The following is an 18,055-nucleotide window of genomic DNA, read 5'->3' as shown; positions in this document are numbered from 1 at the left end:
AGAAGAAGGACACGTCCGATGAAGTTGACCACCCGAAGCCGCTATGGCACCCGAATGCTCCTGGACCTAGCCGAGAACGGCGGAAACGGCCCTGTACGGGTCAGCGAGATTGCCCAGCGCCAGGGTATTTCGGTTAAGTATCTGGAAAAGTTGTCCAGGATTCTCAAGAAAGCCGGTCTTATCCGCAGCATGCGCGGGTCCAAGGGCGGGCATCTGCTGGCCAAGCCTCCTGCGGATATCTCCATGGGCGAAATCGTACGGGCCCTGGAAGGAGATTTGAACCTCGTCACTTGCTGGACCGAGCGGACCAGCTGCCCCAGGCTCAAAACCTGTGCAACCAGCAAGCTCTGGCAGGAAGTGAGCAAGGCTTTGCTCGAGCGCCTCGACTCCATGACCTTGGAGGAGCTCCTCAAGAACTCCAGCGATGGCCCCATGGGTGCCTGCGAGAACGGCAAACCCGAGTAGGTTCGAGAGAGCCGGTCTTCCCAGTTTTTTCTTCCCGCCTGCCTTTTCCAATCATTGATTCATCATTTCCGTGAAAACAGGAGCTCGTCCTTAAAAGGAGGAGCTCCTGTCAAGCCCGTTTGGAAAGGTGATGTCTTTCTTGTTAATTCCATCACAAGCCTAGCTGAGGCACTGTAGTGGCAGGTTAATTCCTCCTGTTTTGGTATATTCTCATGCAGAATCACTGCGGCAATCAGCCCCAAATGGTAGAGAAGTACACGCTTGACAGTTGTACCCGGTAGGTTTAGTTCGCATATACCTGAGTTAAAAAGACTATGCGTTGTCCGGTGTTGAGTAGACGCAAATCGTTTACAACCCGGCTTTTCCACTGCTCAGGGTGTGTGCATCGGCGACGAGCACTTTGTGAAAAGTTTGCTGATGTGGATGATGAGAGGGGTGGGGGCGTAAGTCTGTGCCGATTCCAGAACCGGTCGGACTTATGGTTTTGCTACGCGGCCTTGCGCAAGCGCCAAAGCTGCTGCGTGAACGGCCTGCGTGATCGTTTCCGCCTGCGGCAAGGGCTTTCTCTTGCTTGCCGGGACCTCGCTCCTAAACTCATCGAAGACGTGACTAAGCCGCCCGGGATCGGGCGGAGGCTTGTTGGCGGCCGGCTGCCGAGTGGCGTCCGGCAGGTGACGTGGGACCATCACTTCTAAAGGAGACGCCATGTACGCATTCGTGAACGGTCCATTGGTATGGATAGCCTTTGCCGTCCTGGTCTTCGGCAGCCTTTGGCAGATTGTATCACTCTACAAAATGTCGCGCAGGACGGACAAGGTCTTCTACGACCACTACAACCCCGGGGCGGCTGCCGGCTCGATCTGGGCGTGGCTCATGCCCTTTGGCTCGCGGAGCTGGCGGGAGCACCCCGGTTTGACCCTGGGGACCTTTGCCTTCCACATCTGCCTGATTATCGTGCCGCTTTTCGCGCTCGGCCATGCGGTCACGCTCGAATTCAACAGAGGCATCGGCTGGCCGAGTCTGCCGGACGGCGTTGCGGACAAAATGACCCTGGTGTTTCTGGCCGCCGCTCTGTTCCTGCTGATCCGCCGGTTCGTGGTGCCCCAGGTACGCATTGTCACCGAGCCCAAGGATATCGTTGTCTGGTGCATCACTGTGCTCCCGTTTCTCACGGGGTACTTGAGCGCCCATAAGATGCTGCTCGACCCAGACACCATGCTCCTCTTGCATGTGTTCTCGGGATGTTTGATGCTTATCTGCATCCCTTTCACCAAGCTGGCCCACGTGTTCCTCTTCTTCATGACGCGCGCCTTCATCGGCAGCGAGTTTGCCCGCCGCGGCACCAAGACCTGGTAGGAGGCACCATATGTCCGATCAAAAGCCCGTCAATGCCGAAGAGATCATGGCGGTCATCGAGCGCAACGACACCGCTCGTCTGCGCGCATGGCTGAAGACCTGCACCTCGTGCGGTTTGTGTTCCGAATCCTGCTTCTTTTACCTCGCCAATGAGAATGCCCCCGAGTTCATGCCCCAGTACAAGGCTCGCAAGACCCTTGGAGAACTCATAAAGAACAAAGGCAACGTGACCCGCGCCCAACTCGAGGAGATGAAGGAAATAGCTTGGGCCCGCTGCACAATGTGCCGCCGGTGCTCCCAGTACTGCCCCTTCGGCATCGAGATTGCGGTGATGATCAACGTGGCGCGTCAGTGCATGCGCACTCAGGAGGTCTGCCCGGATCGCCTGATGACCATCGACCAGAGCTATGAGGAGTTCGGCAACCAGATGTCCATCCCGGACGAGGAGTTCGTGGAGACCTGCGAATGGATGGCGGAGGAAGGTCAGGACCGCCTGAAGGACCTGGAAATTCCTATCGACAAGGAAGATGCGGAGATCATGTTCGTGGTGAACTCCCGCGAACCCAAGTACTACCCGCAAGACATTCAGGAAGCGGCCATGGTCATGCATGCGGCCGGTGAAAACTGGACCCTGCCAAGCCACGGCTGGGAAGCCACCAACCTCTCCATGTTCTCGGGTAACCTTAGGGTTGCCGGCATGGTGACCCAGTCAGTGTACGACGCGGCCCAGAAGCTCAGGGCCAAGAAGATCTGCATCACCGAGTGCGGTCACGCTTACCGCGCCGCCAAGTACGAGGGCCCCTACTGGACCAAGCAGCCCGGCGGCAAGGCACCGGTGGAGGTCACCCACGCCGTGCAGCTTTTCCACGACTACATGAAGGACGGCCGCATCAAGCTCAAGCACAAGTTCAAGGAGGCCATCACCTACCAGCACCCCTGCAATCTGTCGCGCTCGGGCGATCTGGGGCCGGCGGGCGAGGCGCTCATGGACATGCTCTGCGAGAACTACATTCCCATGGAACCCCACGCCGAATGGAGCCACTGTTGCTGCGGCGGCGGCGGTTTCATCCCCATGGGAGCCGACTACAAGAAGACTCGCATGGTCGCGGGCAAGGTCAAGGCCGAGCAGATCCAGAAGACCGGCGCCAAGTTCGTGCTGGTGCCCTGCCACAACTGCACCGACCAGATTAACGACCTGAACAAGGAATACGATCTGGGTATCAAGGTGATGTCGTTCAAGGAACTCATCTGCGAACTGATGGACCTTCCGCCCCACATGAAGCCCGAAGGAGAGGAGGACGAGTAATGCGCCGCACAAAACTTCTCGCCGCCGTGTTCGCGGCCCTTGTCCTGTGCGCCTTCGCGCTGACCGGCCAGGCCCAGGATGCGAAAATGAACTTGAACAACGTCAAGGCCTACGCGGGCGGCAAGCAGCGCGGTGCCGTGACCTTTACCCACGAAAAGCATGTGGCCGATGGCTACGCATGCACCGATTGCCACCACAAGTATGATCCCAAGCAACCCGGCAAGAACCTTTGGACAGAGGGTGACGAGACCTCCTGCGCGGCCTGCCACGCCGGAGCCAAGCCCAAGAGCAAGGTCGGCTTGCAGCAGGCCTTCCACAAGAACTGCTGGGGGTGTCATGAAAAGATGCCTGCCAGCAAGAAGCTGAGCTTTGGCCCTCGCTCCTGCGCAGGTTGCCATCAAGTGAAATAGCATCCCGTAAAGGCCGGGGAGTCCCCACCCCCGCCGCCCCGCTTCGGAAAGTCTTAGGACTTACCGAGGCGGGGCCTTTTTGTTCCTAAGTGACACAAGCTCGGGTTCCGGCAGGGCGTGCGGTGTTGAACCGAACAGGGGATGAACTAGGTTGCACACCTTCCCGATCGTATGAGCATCAGGCGTAGTTCCGGGAGGCAGCCGCAGGCGGTACGAGATTCTCCGTGAGCCCGTGCGGATAAGCTACTATAATAGTATGGTATTCATGGGGGGAAAATTCAAATTCACCCATGCGTGGACGGCATTGAAAAGCGCAAAGCCGAGGCCCTCTGCGGTGCAGCGGGAAAACTGCCAACGAGGGGCTAGGGGGCAAGCATGTTCCTACTTTCACGAACCGCTTGACGAATCTCTTGAATGTGGTCTAGTCCCGTGGTCAAAATCGTTACAGGCCAGCTGTTTATTGCAGCGCCACGCTGCTTGGAGGGGTGGGGTCTCCCCGGTCGCGTGGTTTCAGGCGTTCAACCTTAGAGGCAAGGACGGGATGCGTATGGTGAAACGTGTTTCCAGGTCACGATGGGCCAGGGTCTGTTTTTTGACTCTGTCACTCTCCCTGGCTTCGGCGCTGCTGGCCGGACTGGGAGTGGGGATAGGGGATCAGGCCAAGGCTCAGTCGCCGCAAATCATTATGAGCGGTACCGCCATCGGCGGAAAGCCGGGACAGGGCCCTCTGTCCAAGGCGGTGTTCAACCACAAAAAGCATGAAGCCGCGGTGTCCAACTGCGATTCCTGCCACCATACCGGCTCCCAGGAACCCTGTTCGAGCTGCCATACCAGTCAGGGGTCCCCTGACGGCGGCAACGTCCAGCTTTCCACGGCCATGCATTCCGCCCAGTCCAAGCTGACCTGCGTGGGCTGCCATTACAAGGAAACCCAGAAGAAGCAGTGCGCCGGGTGCCATCAGAACATTGCTCCAGGCCCCAAGGATGCTTCCTGCAACACCTGCCACAAGGATCCGAAGGCCTCCCCGGCCCCGGCCGCCAAGCTGGCCCAGCCCGACACGGTTGATATCGGAGTGCTGTCCAAGCAGTACGTGCCGGTTGCTTTCAACCACTCGGCCCATGTGGACTATCTGAAGGACGCCGCCAAGGGCGACTTGGCCAAGGCCTTCCATGACCAGCCTGGTACCCTGTGCCAGGGCTGCCACCATCACACCCCGGCCGACATGGCTCCGCCCAAGTGCGGCACCTGCCACGGCAAGCCTTTCTCCAAGGACGAGCCGAACCGTCCGGGTCTGATGGCCGCGTACCATATCCAGTGCATCCAGTGCCACAAGGCCATGGGCGTTGAACCCGTCCAGGCCACCGACTGCAAGGGCTGCCACGCGCCCAAGAAATAACGAGGTACCTATGAAGCGCAGACACTTCCTGGGACTCGCAGGCGCGGCCACGGCCACAGCTTTGGCTGGGAAGGCCAACGCGGCCGGCGGGCACTCCTTCGAGGGATATCCCAACTCCTATGGCGTCCTTTTTGACGCCAGCCGCTGCATTGGCTGCCGCCAGTGCGAGATCGGTTGCAACAAAATTAACTCCGAAAACGTCACCAAGCCCTGGAATACCCTTCCCAAGAAAGATCCGAAGGTGTTCGAGGACTTGAAGGGCATGAACGCCAAGGCCCGCACGGACAACACTGCCTACACGGTTGTGAACAAGTTCGAGCCCAAGGCCCTGGGCGGCAAGACTCCGGTGTTCAAGAAGGCCCAGTGCATGCACTGCAAGGAGCCTGCTTGCGCCTCGGCGTGCTTCGTCAACGCCTTCAAGAAGAACCCAGAAGGCGCGGTTACATATGACGGCTCCGTCTGCGTGGGCTGCCGCTACTGCATGGTCGCCTGCCCGTGGGACGTCCCGGCGTACGACTACGACAAGCTGATCCCCTACGTGCAGAAGTGCCACATGTGCCACCCGCACATTAAAGCCGGCAAGGCCAAGGTGCCCGGCTGCGTGTCCGCCTGCCCCATGGAGGCCCTGGTCTGGGGCAAACGCGAAGACCTGGTGAAGGAAGCCTGGAGCCGCATCAAGGCGGTGCCCGGCAAGTACCTGCCGCACGTCTATGGCGAGCAGGAGATGGGCGGGACTAACTGGATGTATATCTCCAATGTGCCTTTTGCCCAGATCGGCCTGCGCGAAGACCTGGGCACCACCCCCGCTCCCCAGCTGACCTCTTCCGCCTTGGGCCTGGTGCCCCTGGTGGCCTGCCTCTGGCCGGTCCTCTTGGGCGGCATCTGGCAGATCACCAAGTGGAAGGACAAGAAGGCTGAGGACGAGAAAACACAAGCCGTTGCCGAAGCCGTCGCTCAAGAGCGGGCCAAGGCCGGGAAATAAGGGGGCAGACCATGAGCCATCACGATCACGGCGCTCAGCCGGTCATTTTGCCTCCCACGGAGGCTTGGGGGGTCATCAAGAGTTTGATGAATCCCATAACCTACCTGAAGTTCGTCAAGGAACACCCGATCCTTTCCGCGATCTTCGTGGCCGGCGTGGTCGTCACCGTCAACCGCTTCTTTATTGGCGGTCTGGCAGGAACTACCAACCTGGACAACAACAACCCCTGGGGTATCTGGATCAGCTTCGACCTGCTCTGCGGTGTCGCCCTGGCCGCCGGTGGCTACACCACCACGGCCGCCGCGCTGATCTTCAACATCAAGGGCTTCCGCACCGCGGTTAAACCCGCCATTCTCACGGCGTTTCTGGGCTACGCCTTCGTCGTGTACGCCCTGCTCTACGACGTGGGCCAGCCATGGCGTCTGCCTTATCCGGTGTTCTGGTCGCCCGGCACCAGCTCCGTTCTCTTCGAGGTGGGCTTGTGCGTCATGCTCTACGTCACGGTGCTGGCCATCGAATGGCTGCCCAACTTCACTGACTGGGTGGGCTTCCAGAAGATCAGCCACATTATCCACAAGTGCACCATCCCCCTGACCATCATGGGCATCGTGCTCTCCACCATGCACCAGTCCTCGCTGGGCATGCTCTACCTCATCGCGCCAGGCAAGATGCACCCGCTCTGGTATACCTACCAGCTGCCGCTGCAGTTCTTCGTCTCCTCGATGTTCGCGGGCATGTCCATGGTCATCTTCGAGGGCACCATCTCGCACCACTACCTGCACAGCCGCATGAGCCCCGAGTACAACCGGGATCACGACGGTGTGTTGTTCATGTTCGCCAAGGCCTGTTCCATCATCATGCTGGGCTACTTCTTCATGAAGCTGGTTCCCATCGCCGGTGAGAACAAGTGGGCGTACATCTTCGACGGCAAGTACGGCATGATGTGGCTCATCGAGATGTTCGGCTTCGTGGCCCTGCCCTGCTTCCTCTATGCAGTGGGCTACCGCTCGAAGAACACCGGCACCATCAAGGTGGCCTCGGCCCTTGCGGTGCTGGGCATCGTGTTCAACCGTTTCAACGTGTCCTGGTTCGGCTTCAACGTCCACCTGGCTCCTGACCAGAAGTACTTCCCCTCGGTCCAGGAAGTCATCGTGTCCGTGTTCGTGGTCACCCTGATCATCCTGTGCTTCAGGTTCATCTCGAAGTACATGGCCATCTTCTCGGACCACCCGGCCTACAAGGACCACCATTAATCGAGGAGCAAGGACATGGAATTCCACGTCTATCACGACTTCATGGTCTACACCAAAGGTGTGGCCTATATCCTCATGGCCGTCTTCCTCGGGGCGTTTGTGGGCTGGTGGATGTTCCTCACCGGCAAAGAGCCCAAGGAAAAGAACCATCATTAGACCCTGTTACTTTTGACTGAATAAAAAGCCGCGAAGCGAATGTTTCGCGGCTTTTTTCATCCGCCTTTCCAATAAGCGTTGATCAAAGGACGGAGCAGCGGTGCGGCTTGACAAGGAAGGATAATTAGGAAGACGTATCATTTTTCGAAATGAGAACACCTGAGGAGGAGCGCATGGGCAGGGCCTTGCTGTTCGTGATTCTTGTTGCGTTCGTTTCGCCAGCCATGGCGGAACCGGTGGGAGCACCCATTCCGCTTGGCATTGCGGTGGCCACAACCAGCAACGTTGCTCTCTTTGGCGAGGAACAGGTCAACGGCGCCAAGATCGCCGAGGCCTATTTGAACGCCAGGGGAGGGGTGAACGGCACTCCGGTGAAACTCGTGTTCCAGGATACCGGTGGTGACGAGGCAGGCGCGATAAATGCCTTTCAAACCCTGATTACCGCCAAGGTGACGGCGATTATAGGCCCTACCTTGTCCCAGCAGGCTTTCGCGGCCGATCCACTGGCCGACCGGGCCAAGGTACCCGTGATAGGCCCTTCCAACACCGCCAAGGGAATCCCACAGATCGGCGAATATATTGGCCGCATCTCAGCTCCCATGACCGTGGTCGCGCCGAATTCCCTGAAAAAAGCTCTGGCCCTCAACCCGCAGATCAAGAAAACAGCCGTGCTGTTCGCCCAGAACGACGCCTTTTCCACGTCCGAGACCGGCGTATTTCAGGAAGCCATCAAGGCCTTGAACCTGGAGATCGTCACCCTGCAGAAGTTCCAGACCACGGACACCGACTTCACCACCCATGTTACGGCCGTACTCGGATCGAACGCCGACCTGGTGGTGATATCGGGACTGGCAGCCGATTCCGGCAACCTGGTAAAGCAGCTGAGGCAGCTGGGATACAAGGGATTGATCGTAGGCGGCAACGGGCTCAATTCCTCGAATATGTTCCCTGTCTGCGGTTCTTTGTGTGAAGGCATTCTCGTGGCTCAGGCTTACAGCCCTCAGGCGGACATTCCTGTAAACAAGGAGTTCGTGGCAAAGTTTACCGAGGCCTATAAAAAGGGCCCGGCGCAGTTTTCAGCCCAGGCTTTTGCAGGGGTGCAGATACTGGTGGAAGCCCTGGCCAAGGTGGAGAAGGAGTCGGGTAAAAAAATCACTGAGATGGAACTGGCAGACGTTCGGACCGCGCTCAACAAGGCTCTGCGGACGGGTTCCTACATGACTCCTCTTGGTGAGGTCAGCCTCGACGCCGAGGGAGAGGTGCATCAGAAACAGTTCTACGTCTCGGTCATTAAAATGAGCCCTGACGGTAAGGCCGGGGCTTTCGAACTGTCGAAATAACATGTGCGCAGGAGGGCCTTGGCCTCCTGCATTGGAGTTCTTGTTCCAACGGCCGATTGCGTCGTTTACGGAATAGATCCGTATTTTTGAGGCTGGCAACGGTTTTACCCTGCGGCATGGGTGCTATGTCTTCAGCCTGGTTTCTGCAAAATCTTCTCAATGGCCTCTCCATCGGCAGTGTCTATGCCGTGTTCGCCCTGGGCTACACACTGGTGTTTTCCATCTTGGGAATCATAAACTTTGCCCATGGGGCTGTGTTCACCCTGGGAGCCTATCTCACCTATTCTTTGGCTGTTGGACAGTTCGGTTTGAACGGATTGCTGGCCGGTGTAAGTCTTCCCTTTAAATTGCCCTTCGTCCTGGCGCTTGTCGTGGGCGGGGCGCTTTCCGGTCTTGCCGGCATGGCGGTGGAAAGGCTGGCCTTCAGGCCATTGCGCAAGCGGGGCGCGGACGCCCTGCTTGCTCTCGTGTCCAGCCTTGGAGTGGCGCTTATACTGGTCAACCTCATCCAGTATCTATTTGGCGCGGAGATTTATTCTTTTCCGGCCGACGTGTTCGGCTCGCTGCCCCCGGCCATCATCTTCACGGTAAGTGGCAAGCTTGTGGCTGTTAGGAGCGTGCAGGTCATACTTTTCGGGGTAAGCATGAGCATGCTGGCGCTCTTGGTCTGGTTCATCCACTTCACCAAGCAGGGCAAAGCCCTTCGCGCTACGGCCGAAAACACTGACACGGCCAGCCTGCTGGGAATCAGCGTGGACTCCTTTATTCTGGGGACGTTCTTTATTTCGGGAATATTGGGAGGACTCTCTGGGACTCTTATAGGCGTGAGTTTCGGCCTTGCCGGCCCTTATTTCGGAGTGGCCTACGGGTTGAAGGCCCTGGCTGTGATTGTGCTGGGCGGGTTGGGGTCCATTCCGGGAGCGGTGGTCGGGGGGCTGGTCATCGGCTTGGCTGAAGCATTTCTGCCTCCGGAGATGTCCTCATACAAGGAGGCGGTGGCGTACGTATTGTTGTTCGTGGTCCTTCTGGTGCGGCCACAGGGGCTCTTGGGCAACGATGCCGAACAGAAGGTGTAAAGTAGGCGGATGACTCATAATGGATGATTTCATAGCCCGCTACGGCTTCCTTTTTGTGACAATTATCCAGCAAGCCTTGCTTGGGCTCAGCTTGTATTTTCCTCTCATGGCTGGGCAACTGTCCCTGGCCAGCATCGGGTTTTACGCTTTAGGCGGCTACGTGGCGGCCATAATGGGAACGCACCCGGAGCTCGCGGCGTTTCGCGCTTTTGCAGGGGGCTTTCTCTATCCTTTAGAGTGGATGGTTGCCTTGGCACTCTCTTTCGTTTTGGCGTTGGTGTTGGGGTTCCCGGCGCTCAGGCTGCGGGGAATTTACCTGGCCCTGGCAACCATCGCCTTCGTTCAGGTGCTTGGGGTGGTTGTCTTGAATATGCCCATCGCGGGAGGTGCGGTGGGCATTTTCGGCATCCCGCAGCCATTTGAGAGTAGACTTGCCTATGTCTGGTTCTTTGGGCCGCTCTTGGCCTTGACACTTTTCTTCATATGGAAGCTTGAGCGCTCGGGAACGGGGCGCATGTTCTTCTCCATCCGCGAGGACGAATTGGCAGCACGGTCCATGGGGGTCAACGTCACATGGCGCAAGGTGCAGGCATTCGTCATCGGGTGCTGCCTGGCGGGCGTCACGGGCGCCATGAGCGCCCCCTTCCTGAACACCTGGAACGCCAGGCAAGGAACCTTCGACGCGGCTGTGGCCTGTTTGGCGTATGTGCTCATAGGAGGGGCGCGTTCCAAGTGGGGAGCGCTTTTGGGTGCCGCCCTGCTGGTGAGCCTGCCGGAGCTGTTGCGGCCCCTGAAGGACTCCCGCATGATCCTTAACGGACTCATGCTGGTGGTGGCCTGTGTGTATATGCCCAGGGGTATCGCTGGCCTTTTGGCCCGGAGCGGAAAGTGAGCGTCATCCTGGCGGTCGACGAACTCTCCAAGTCGTTCGGCGGCCTTATGGCCGTGGCTGGCGTGAGCTTTGTAGTGGAGGAAGGTGAAATCTTCGGGCTCATCGGTCCCAATGGCGCGGGAAAAACCACCCTTTTCAACATGCTCACAGGGCTGACCAAGCCTAGCGCTGGAACGGTTCGCTTTCTGGGCGAAGACATTACCGGGAAAGATCCGGCCACAATCGCCCGGGCCGGCCTGGCCCGAACCTTTCAGAACATCCGCCTCTTCGGAGGCATGAGCGTCCTGGACAACGTTCGCGTGCCCCTGCACGCCAAAGCGCATACAGGTTTATGGGGAGGAGTTTTCGGTTCTAGGGCGTCGAAGGAACATGAACGCGAAACCCTGGAGCAAGCGGCACGTCTCGTTAAACTGGTGGGACTTGCCGACCATATGGGTGAACAGGCCGCGAGCCTGCCCTATGGAGCGAGGCGCCGCCTGGAAATCGCCCGGGCCTTGGCGTTGTCGCCCAAGATAGTACTCCTGGATGAACCAGCTGCGGGAATGAATCCTGTGGAAAAGCAGGAACTTTCGCGCTCTATTCTGGAGATACGCGATCTCTTCGGCCATACAGTGCTCCTTATCGAGCACAACGTGCCCATGGTCATGGGATTGTGCAGGTCCGTGGCCGTGCTCAACTTTGGGGAACTCATCGCCAAGGGGAAGCCGGAAGAGGTACAGGCTGATCCTGTCGTGATCGAGGCCTATCTTGGGGAAGGTGAAAAGGAAGGAGTGACGGCCGGTGCTTGAGCTCTTGGACGTCACCCTGGCCTATGGCCCTGTGGTGGCTGTTCGCAATGCCACTGTCCGGGTGGGTAAAGGCGAGATAGTCACCCTGATTGGCGCCAACGGGGCGGGCAAGACCACCATTTTGCGTGCCATATCGCGCCTGGTCCCGCTAAGGTCAGGGAGTATACGCTTCGAAGGACGCGACTTGGCGGGGCTCAGTCCGGACAAGGTCGTGCGCCTTGGAGTGGCTCACTGCCCGGAAGGCCGCCAAGTGCTGGCCAGGCAATCGGTGCAGGACAACCTGGAGCTGGGGGCATACATCCGCTCGGACACGTCTGTGATCAAAAAGGATATGGACAGGATTTTCGAGCGGTTTCCCAGGCTGAAGGAGCGGGCAGGCCAGCTGGCGGGGACGCTTTCGGGGGGGGAGCAGCAGATGCTTGCCATCGCCAGGGCCCTTATGTGCCGCCCGAAACTCTTGCTCCTGGATGAGCCGAGCCTGGGGCTAGCACCCATCATCGTCCACGAGATCTTCGACATCATTGCTGACCTTAACGCCAGCGGCGTCACGATCCTCCTCGTGGAGCAGAACGCCAATATGGCCATGAGAACCGCCCACCGCGCCTATGTGCTGGAAGCCGGGGCAATCGTGGCCGAAGGCGACGCCAAGAAGCTCGCAGGGGACGAGCGGGTGAAGAAGGCGTATCTGGGATAGAAATACCTGAGTTTCACACCAACCCCGTGGCCAAGCCTGCCGCAATGGCGATCATCATCCAGGCGACAACCCGGCGCACGGTCTCGATGGTCACCTTGCTGACCAGTCTCTTGCCGAAAAAAGCCCCTACGAAAGCGGCGAGAGCTGCGCTGACCACGAGTCCCATCTCGTCTGTAACATCCGGCCGGAGCAGGTGTCCGGCATAGACAGACAGGCGGGTGGTATCCACTGCGCACGCCAGCACGACCCCGGTTGCTATAAATCCCTCCTTTGAAAGGCCGGCCTTGAGCAGGTAGGCGCTGCGGAAGGCACCCTGGTTTCCGGAAAGTCCCCCAAAAAAGCCGCTCAAGAGACCTCCAAGCACGAGTCCGCCTTTAGCGGGCTGCTTCTTGATCGAGCCTTTCAATTCCGCCCAAGCGAAAAAGGCCATAAGGCCTGCCAGGGCGATCTTCACCACGGAAATCGCATGGACAGTGCCAAGGAGCACATACGTGAACACAGCTGGCACGTCCGCCAAATACGTGAGCAGTTTTGCGCCAGCCATGGAGGCGAAGATGGCTGGAACGCCGAAGCGGATAATGGTCCCACGATCAGCATTTCGCCAGAAGAGGGACAGCTTGAAAAGGTTGTTGGCCAGATGCACCAGCGCGGTTTGGGCGATGGCTACATCCACGGGAAAGAACAAGGCGAAGGCGGGAAAAAGGATGGTTCCCAGGCCGAAGCCGGAAAACAGGGTGAGGGCAGATGCGGCCAGGGCGATGAGACAGACGAGGAGGTAGTCCATTGGAAACACTCCAGACAAAGGCTGGTCGATCTGGTTGCGGTGCAACCTGAGAAAATTGCCCGACGCAATATATCAGGGAGCTTCATGTGCACCTCAGGGCCTTCAAGGTGCGTCTAATACTGTTGTTTGGGATTGGGGATTATTTGTTCTTTTCCAGATGGCCCAGGCCAACGAAGCGAAAAGAGAGTTGAAAAAGAAAAAGGGGCGGCCTCCGTACGGAGGCCGCCCCTTTTCGATTTATTTCTTCTTCAGGGCTGCCAGCCTCTCAGACAGGCTCTGTTCGGGTTTTGCCTGCTCGCCGGCCGCTTCCTTGAGGGCCTGGGCGATATAGGGGTCTTCGGTCTTTGGGGGGGTAAGCAGCTGGGTCTTCTCGGTGTGGACCTCGGTTTTGGCCTCCATCTCGGCAGCCTTTTTGGACATGGCGTCAAAGGCCGTGCCGAGGGAGTCCGCCTGCTTTTTTATTCCAGCCACCACCTTGGCGCGCTCCTCCTGCTCCTGGGCACGCTCCATGCGCACCTTGGCCACGTCCATGCGACGCTTGGCGTCGGACAAACGGTCGCGGGCGGTTTTCAGCCGTTCCGAGGCCGCCTTCACGGCCTGGGCCAACTCGTCATAGTAGCCTTTGGCTTCAGCGGCTTCCTTGATTTCCCGGTCGATCTCCGGGGCCATCTTTTCGAGCTCTGAGAGCAGGTTGGCAAGGCTGGCCTCGATCTGCGCTTTTTCATCAGCGGCAGCCGCTTCCGCCTTGGCCTGGAGGCGTTCGGCAGCAGCCATCCGAAGATCATAGTTCTTCTGAATCTCCTTGGCCTCGCGATCTTCCTTTTCCCATCCGTGCTTCGCGGCAACCATCTGCTGGGTGAGCTTGGTGAGGGCTTCATCCAGAGTGGCGATTTCCGCTTCGGAAGCGGTTTCCGGATTGAACTCCACAAGCATCTGCACAAAGCCGGCCTGCACATCTTCGGCTTTTTTAACAAAAAAATGTTTCAGAAAGCTGATCATTCACTATCTCCTTGGAGTGTTAGGCGGTTTTTCTTCTGGAAAAGATCAAATAGCCGATGCCACCCACCGCGACCAGCGTGACGATCGGCCAGAACAAACTGCCTGATGAATTTTTGGAATCCTGGGCCTTGGCTTCGACAATCTTTGGCTGGGCCAGCATGACGTTGGGGTCGACGTCCTTGGGAACGGCGTTGGGGTCCACGGGAACGCCGTCCTTGTTCATCTGGTCGAGCTTGGCATTAAGCTCGGCCACTTGCTTTTTCAGGTCGGCATTGGATTCAGAAAGCTTTTGCGCTTCCTGGCGGAAGGCCTGGACGCCAGGGTCGTTATGGTTGTTGTGGAAGAAGCTAGCCCCTGAGGTGAGGTTGGAGAGCATGAACCACATGAACATGGCGTCCCACATGCCGAAGCTGGAGAAGCTGTTGAAGGCGTAACCGGGGGCGGACCAGCCGCGTCCGGCGTAGTAGTTGTCCCGGTATCCGTTGTACTCCTGGTAGGAGCCGAAGCTCCTGTTCTGGTTGAGGATGGGTTTGCCAGTGCTGACCTGTCCGGGAACCGCATTGCCCGATTTTGAGTACAGCCCCTGGTAGCCCTGGTACGAAGAGGTGGCGGCCTGCTTTTTCACGGCGTCGGAACCGGCCGACGAGAAAGCCGAAGTGCCGGACGACTTGGCCGACGGCGCCGAAGACGCTCCGCCAGTGTTGGACCATCCGCCCGGTGTGGAGGAGGTTTGGGCCGGAGCGGTGGCCGAAGGCTGCGTCGATTGACCGGGCTGGGCGGGCTTGCTGCTGCTGGACCAGCCGGACGAACTGGAGGTACTTCCGGATGGAGTCGATGGGGTCGGCGTGCTGGGCTTGGACGAGCTGGACCAACCGGATGAACTTGAAGAGCTGGACCGGCTGCTGCTTGAAGAAGAGCGGGAACCGCCCCCGCTGCTCTTGGCAAGGGCCGCGCCAGCAGGGCCGAAAACAAGGATGAATGCCACGGCCAAGGCCAGAATCGATCTGGGTCGCATGTCCACCGTCTCCTTAATAAATCTTGAGCGCCAGGGGCGTCATGACCACGCCCGCCAGGCACCGTATCAAAGCCTGCCCGGGTTCCTCGTCGGCGGAGACGAGCATGTACTCCTGGGCGCCGCCAATATCGCGAGCATACAACATCATCTTGTGGTTCACCACGATGGGTGCCTGGTCCGCGGCGGTGAAAATATTCTCCGCCACCTCCACCGGTTGGGCGTACTGACCGTCACCCCATTCACGAACGAAAGTGGCCCCGGAGGGAGAATTGAGGTCCTGGCCTCCGATAAGACCGCCCTCTCCAAGCCATGTGTCCCAATCGTCGGGTGTGCCGGGATAAATCTCCTGGTAGACCTGGAAGCAATTCACGTCGACGAGCGTTCCGTCCTTCTGCTGCTGGAACTGGAACATGGCCTGCCGTTCACCCGTCTTGACGTACGCGCGGCTGACCTTGAGGCCGAAGAGTTCCATTCCGGAAACGGCTTCGACCACGATTTCTCCGGCTGGAAGCGGCAGGGTAAGGTCCAGACCTTCATAGCGCAACGCCTCTCCCGGTTCGATGGCCAGGATGGCTCCGATGCGCAGCGGCTCGGGCAGTTGGGGAAAACCCGGGTAGGTCTTTGGCTCCTTGCTCGAATTCCAAAACATGGTGGCTCCTTTTGGAAGCGAAGTGCTCATAGCATGTAGGGACGGGAGGTGGGTTTTGCAAGGGGCAACACGGCAAGATTTTTATGAAATCATGTCCATGTTTTCAGGGCGATACTTAAGACCAGACCAGAATTCGTCCGGAAATGAAGTGTGGAACAAGTGCTGGGTCCGCGTTCAGGCGGGCATGAAATCGTATTCGCCCACGCCCTGCACCAGAAGAACTTCACATTGCCCTGGCCCGGTGCAACGCACCCGGTGCGCCCTGCCGACAGGCACCTGTTTCCATTGCCCGGGTGTAAGCCGCACGGTTTCGTCTGGACCGCTCATGGTGAGTTCCACGTCCCCTTTGAGGCAGAAGGAGGTGTCCGTGACGTTGGAGTGGGTGTGCCAGGGGATTTCCTGCCCGGGGTCGAAGGTCATGAGGGTGACCCGGACATCAGCGGATTGCGCGATGCTTTGCTTGTTTGCAATGGTGTAGGCGGGCCTTGATTCAGCCATGTGAAGCCTCCTTGACGAATTGGAAGCGGCTGCGCCCGGCTTGCCGGGACAAAGCCGTGGCGCGGCGGACAACCGCCGGGGTGGGAGGATTCCCCGGCGGTAAGCTTCTGTTTGTTACGCGGCTGGTCCGGCGATGGGCGCCCGGGCATGGGTAAAACGGTAGACATCGCCTTCCTGCAGGAAGGGGGTTTCCACAAAAGAGTCCATTTTTGGAGTCTTGTAGCGGATGCGGCCGAATCCGCCGCTCAAAGTGATTATGTTGATGGTCTTTCGTTGCCAGGGATTGAAGAAGATTCGGCCCAGGGATTTGCCGCCACCGAGGTCCTCGATTTCCACAGCCCGTGGAAAGGAGCTGTGGTTTTCCAACTCCACGCTGATGGATACGCCGGCAAAGAACTCGGCATAGTCCAGGAGCTTGCCGTAGCGGAACTTGTAGTTTTCCCGGACAACCTCGATCTTGGCGCCCAGGTCTTCCACATCCGCAGTGGAGAGTTTTTTGAAAGAGTTTTGCAGATGGGTACGCAGCTGTTCGGACTCCGACATGTTGATCCTCCTCAGGTATGCAAGTCGCAGTTGCTCATCCCAGACGGGAGCGTCTTGGGCATCGTAACCCGTAACCGCCATGGCGGCCCCTGTGATTAACGGAATGGGAGCCATTGTATGTGCCTAACGTATTTGCCCTTTAACTGTTTGTGGCGAAAAAACAACGGGGGGCCGGACACGCCGCCCCCCGTCAATCATCACGAAGCAATCCGGCTGTAAAGCCTCTTATTTCCCGTTCACCAGCGAGTTGGTCTGCGTTGCGATCTCCAGTTCCTCGTTGGTGGGGATGATGTATATGGCCACCGGCGAATCATCGGTGGATATCTTGGTGATTTGCCCGCGCTTGAAGCCATAGTTGCGGTCGCGGTCGATCTTCACCCCAACCGCTCCCAGGGTATCGCAGCAACCCTGGCGCACGTCGGCGTCGTTCTCGCCGATGCCCGCAGTGAATACCACGGCGTCGCAGCCATCCAGAGCGGCCAGGTAAGCGCCGATGTAGTGCTTCACCCGGTAGCAGAACATCTTGAGGGCCAACTCGGCCTTCTTGTCGCCTTTCTCGCGTGCGGCGTGGATGTCACGCATGTCGTTGAGGCCGCAGATGCCCTTGAGACCGCTTTTTTTGTTGAGAAGAGTGTCCACCTGGTCGATGGAGAGCCCTTTGTTGGTGGACAGGAAAGCATGCAGGGAAGGGTCGACGTCGCCGGAACGGGTGCCCATCATCAGGCCCATGAGCGGGGTCAAGCCCATGGAGGTGTCCACGCACTGCCCGTTCTTGACCGCTGCCATGGAGCAGCCGTTGCCCAGGTGCACCGTTATGCAGCTGGTCTTTTCGAAAGGCTTGCCCACAACCTGGGCCAACTTCTTGGCCACATAGCCGTGAGATGTGCCGTGGAAGCCGTAGCGTCGTATCCCCAATTCTTCGTAAAGCTCGTAGGGAATGGCGAAAAGAAAGGCGTAGTCGGGAATAGTGCCGTGGAAGGCCGTGTCGAATATCGCAACCTGGCTTACGCCGGGATAGAGCGCCGTGGCGGCCTCGATACCCATGAGTCCTGCGGGGTTGTGCAGGGGAGCCAAGGCGCAGAACTGCTTGATGGTCTCCACTACTTCAGGTGTTATGATGGTTGGCTGGCGGAATGCCTCGCCGCCGTGCACCACGCGATGCCCGATAGCACCGATTTCGGAGGGCTTGGCCACAGGGGCTTCGCCGCCGGTGATCAACTCGGCGCAGCTGCCCAGAGCGGCGGTGTGGTCCTTGAAAGGCTTTTCAACAGAGATCACCTTCTGGTTGTCCATGCCGGGGTAGGCCTTGTGGGTGATCTGCCCCATGTTATCGCCGATGCGTTCGGCCAAGCCAGAACACATGACGGCCTGGGTGGTCATGTCGATAAGCTGGTATTTGAGCGACGAGCTGCCGCAGTTGAGAACCAGGATTTTCATATGAAACCGTCTCCTT

At 58.6% G+C, this 18,055-nt stretch carries 20 protein-coding genes; 13 read left to right on the top strand and 7 right to left on the bottom strand.

Going from position 1 to position 18,055, the window contains the following annotated elements:
* The first annotated feature begins 18 nt into the window (after positions 1-18).
* The 13 genes from HY795_16830 to HY795_16770 all read left to right on the top strand — a co-directional run bounded on the left by HY795_16830 (position 19) and on the right by HY795_16770 (position 12,114).
* A complete protein-coding gene (locus HY795_16830) occupies positions 19-465 on the top strand; it encodes an Rrf2 family transcriptional regulator (GenBank protein MBI4806883.1) in 447 nt (148 codons plus the stop codon).
* 705 nt (positions 466-1,170) lie between these two features.
* Positions 1,171-1,821: a hypothetical protein gene (locus HY795_16825; GenBank protein ID MBI4806882.1), complete on the top strand. Its 651-nt coding sequence runs from the start codon at positions 1,171-1,173 to the stop codon at positions 1,819-1,821.
* Positions 1,822-1,831: 10 nt separating this feature from the next.
* A complete protein-coding gene (locus tag HY795_16820; protein MBI4806881.1) occupies positions 1,832-3,127 on the top strand; it encodes a (Fe-S)-binding protein in 1,296 nt (431 codons plus the stop codon).
* A complete protein-coding gene (locus HY795_16815) occupies positions 3,127-3,537 on the top strand; it encodes a cytochrome c3 family protein (GenBank protein ID MBI4806880.1) in 411 nt (136 codons plus the stop codon). The genes HY795_16820 and HY795_16815 overlap by 1 nt, the downstream gene beginning before the upstream one ends.
* A 547-nt stretch (positions 3,538-4,084) precedes the next feature.
* The gene (locus HY795_16810; GenBank protein ID MBI4806879.1) at positions 4,085-4,933 is read left to right on the top strand and encodes a hypothetical protein; all 849 of its coding nucleotides are present in this window, start codon (positions 4,085-4,087) and stop codon (positions 4,931-4,933) included.
* A gap of 10 nt (positions 4,934-4,943) precedes the next feature.
* The gene (locus HY795_16805; GenBank protein MBI4806878.1) at positions 4,944-5,915 is read left to right on the top strand and encodes a 4Fe-4S dicluster domain-containing protein; all 972 of its coding nucleotides are present in this window, start codon (positions 4,944-4,946) and stop codon (positions 5,913-5,915) included.
* An 86-nt stretch (positions 5,916-6,001) separates the two neighbouring features.
* The gene (locus tag HY795_16800; protein ID MBI4806877.1) at positions 6,002-7,168 is read left to right on the top strand and encodes a hypothetical protein; all 1,167 of its coding nucleotides are present in this window, start codon (positions 6,002-6,004) and stop codon (positions 7,166-7,168) included.
* A 15-nt stretch (positions 7,169-7,183) separates the two neighbouring features.
* Positions 7,184-7,324, top strand: coding sequence for a hypothetical protein (locus HY795_16795; GenBank protein MBI4806876.1), 141 nt, complete (start codon positions 7,184-7,186; stop codon positions 7,322-7,324).
* 173 nt (positions 7,325-7,497) lie between these two features.
* Positions 7,498-8,664, top strand: coding sequence for an ABC transporter substrate-binding protein (locus HY795_16790; protein ID MBI4806875.1), 1,167 nt, complete (start codon positions 7,498-7,500; stop codon positions 8,662-8,664).
* 125 nt (positions 8,665-8,789) lie between these two features.
* The gene (locus HY795_16785) at positions 8,790-9,740 is read left to right on the top strand and encodes a branched-chain amino acid ABC transporter permease (protein MBI4806874.1); all 951 of its coding nucleotides are present in this window, start codon (positions 8,790-8,792) and stop codon (positions 9,738-9,740) included.
* 19 nt (positions 9,741-9,759) lie between these two features.
* Complete coding sequence (locus HY795_16780; GenBank protein ID MBI4806873.1) at positions 9,760-10,632, top strand: branched-chain amino acid ABC transporter permease; 873 nt, start codon at positions 9,760-9,762, stop codon at positions 10,630-10,632.
* Positions 10,633-10,679: 47 nt separating this feature from the next.
* Complete coding sequence (locus HY795_16775; protein ID MBI4806872.1) at positions 10,680-11,420, top strand: ABC transporter ATP-binding protein; 741 nt, start codon at positions 10,680-10,682, stop codon at positions 11,418-11,420.
* Complete coding sequence (locus HY795_16770) at positions 11,413-12,114, top strand: ABC transporter ATP-binding protein (GenBank protein ID MBI4806871.1); 702 nt, start codon at positions 11,413-11,415, stop codon at positions 12,112-12,114. The genes HY795_16775 and HY795_16770 overlap by 8 nt, the downstream gene beginning before the upstream one ends.
* A 13-nt stretch (positions 12,115-12,127) precedes the next feature.
* On the opposite strand, the gene HY795_16765 is transcribed toward HY795_16770, so the two are convergent.
* The 7 genes from HY795_16765 to HY795_16735 all read right to left on the bottom strand — a co-directional run bounded on the left by HY795_16765 (position 12,128) and on the right by HY795_16735 (position 18,039).
* Positions 12,128-12,898, bottom strand: a complete 771-nt coding sequence (locus HY795_16765) for a sulfite exporter TauE/SafE family protein (protein ID MBI4806870.1) — start codon at positions 12,896-12,898, stop codon at positions 12,128-12,130.
* 237 nt (positions 12,899-13,135) lie between these two features.
* Positions 13,136-13,897, bottom strand: a complete 762-nt coding sequence (locus tag HY795_16760; protein ID MBI4806869.1) for a hypothetical protein — start codon at positions 13,895-13,897, stop codon at positions 13,136-13,138.
* Positions 13,898-13,916: 19 nt separating this feature from the next.
* Entirely contained in the window at positions 13,917-14,912 is a 996-nt protein-coding gene (locus HY795_16755) for a hypothetical protein (protein MBI4806868.1), read from the bottom strand.
* Between the two features lie 13 nt (positions 14,913-14,925).
* Positions 14,926-15,561, bottom strand: coding sequence for a DUF2491 family protein (locus HY795_16750; GenBank protein MBI4806867.1), 636 nt, complete (start codon positions 15,559-15,561; stop codon positions 14,926-14,928).
* A 174-nt stretch (positions 15,562-15,735) separates the two neighbouring features.
* A complete protein-coding gene (locus HY795_16745) occupies positions 15,736-16,059 on the bottom strand; it encodes a cupin domain-containing protein (GenBank protein MBI4806866.1) in 324 nt (107 codons plus the stop codon).
* Between the two features lie 114 nt (positions 16,060-16,173).
* Positions 16,174-16,602 carry a hypothetical protein gene (locus HY795_16740; GenBank protein MBI4806865.1) on the bottom strand — a complete coding sequence of 143 codons (429 nt, stop codon included), beginning with the start codon at positions 16,600-16,602 and terminating at the stop codon, positions 16,174-16,176.
* A gap of 225 nt (positions 16,603-16,827) precedes the next feature.
* Complete coding sequence (locus HY795_16735) at positions 16,828-18,039, bottom strand: acetate kinase (GenBank protein ID MBI4806864.1); 1,212 nt, start codon at positions 18,037-18,039, stop codon at positions 16,828-16,830.
* Positions 18,040-18,055 lie beyond the last annotated feature (16 nt).

Origin of the sequence: Desulfovibrio sp., assembly GCA_016208105.1 — a bacterium.
GTDB lineage: Bacteria > Desulfobacterota > Desulfovibrionia > Desulfovibrionales > Desulfovibrionaceae > Fundidesulfovibrio.
The sequence above is the reverse complement of the archived record's forward strand: the minus strand, read 5'-3'. Positions and strand labels throughout refer to the sequence as shown.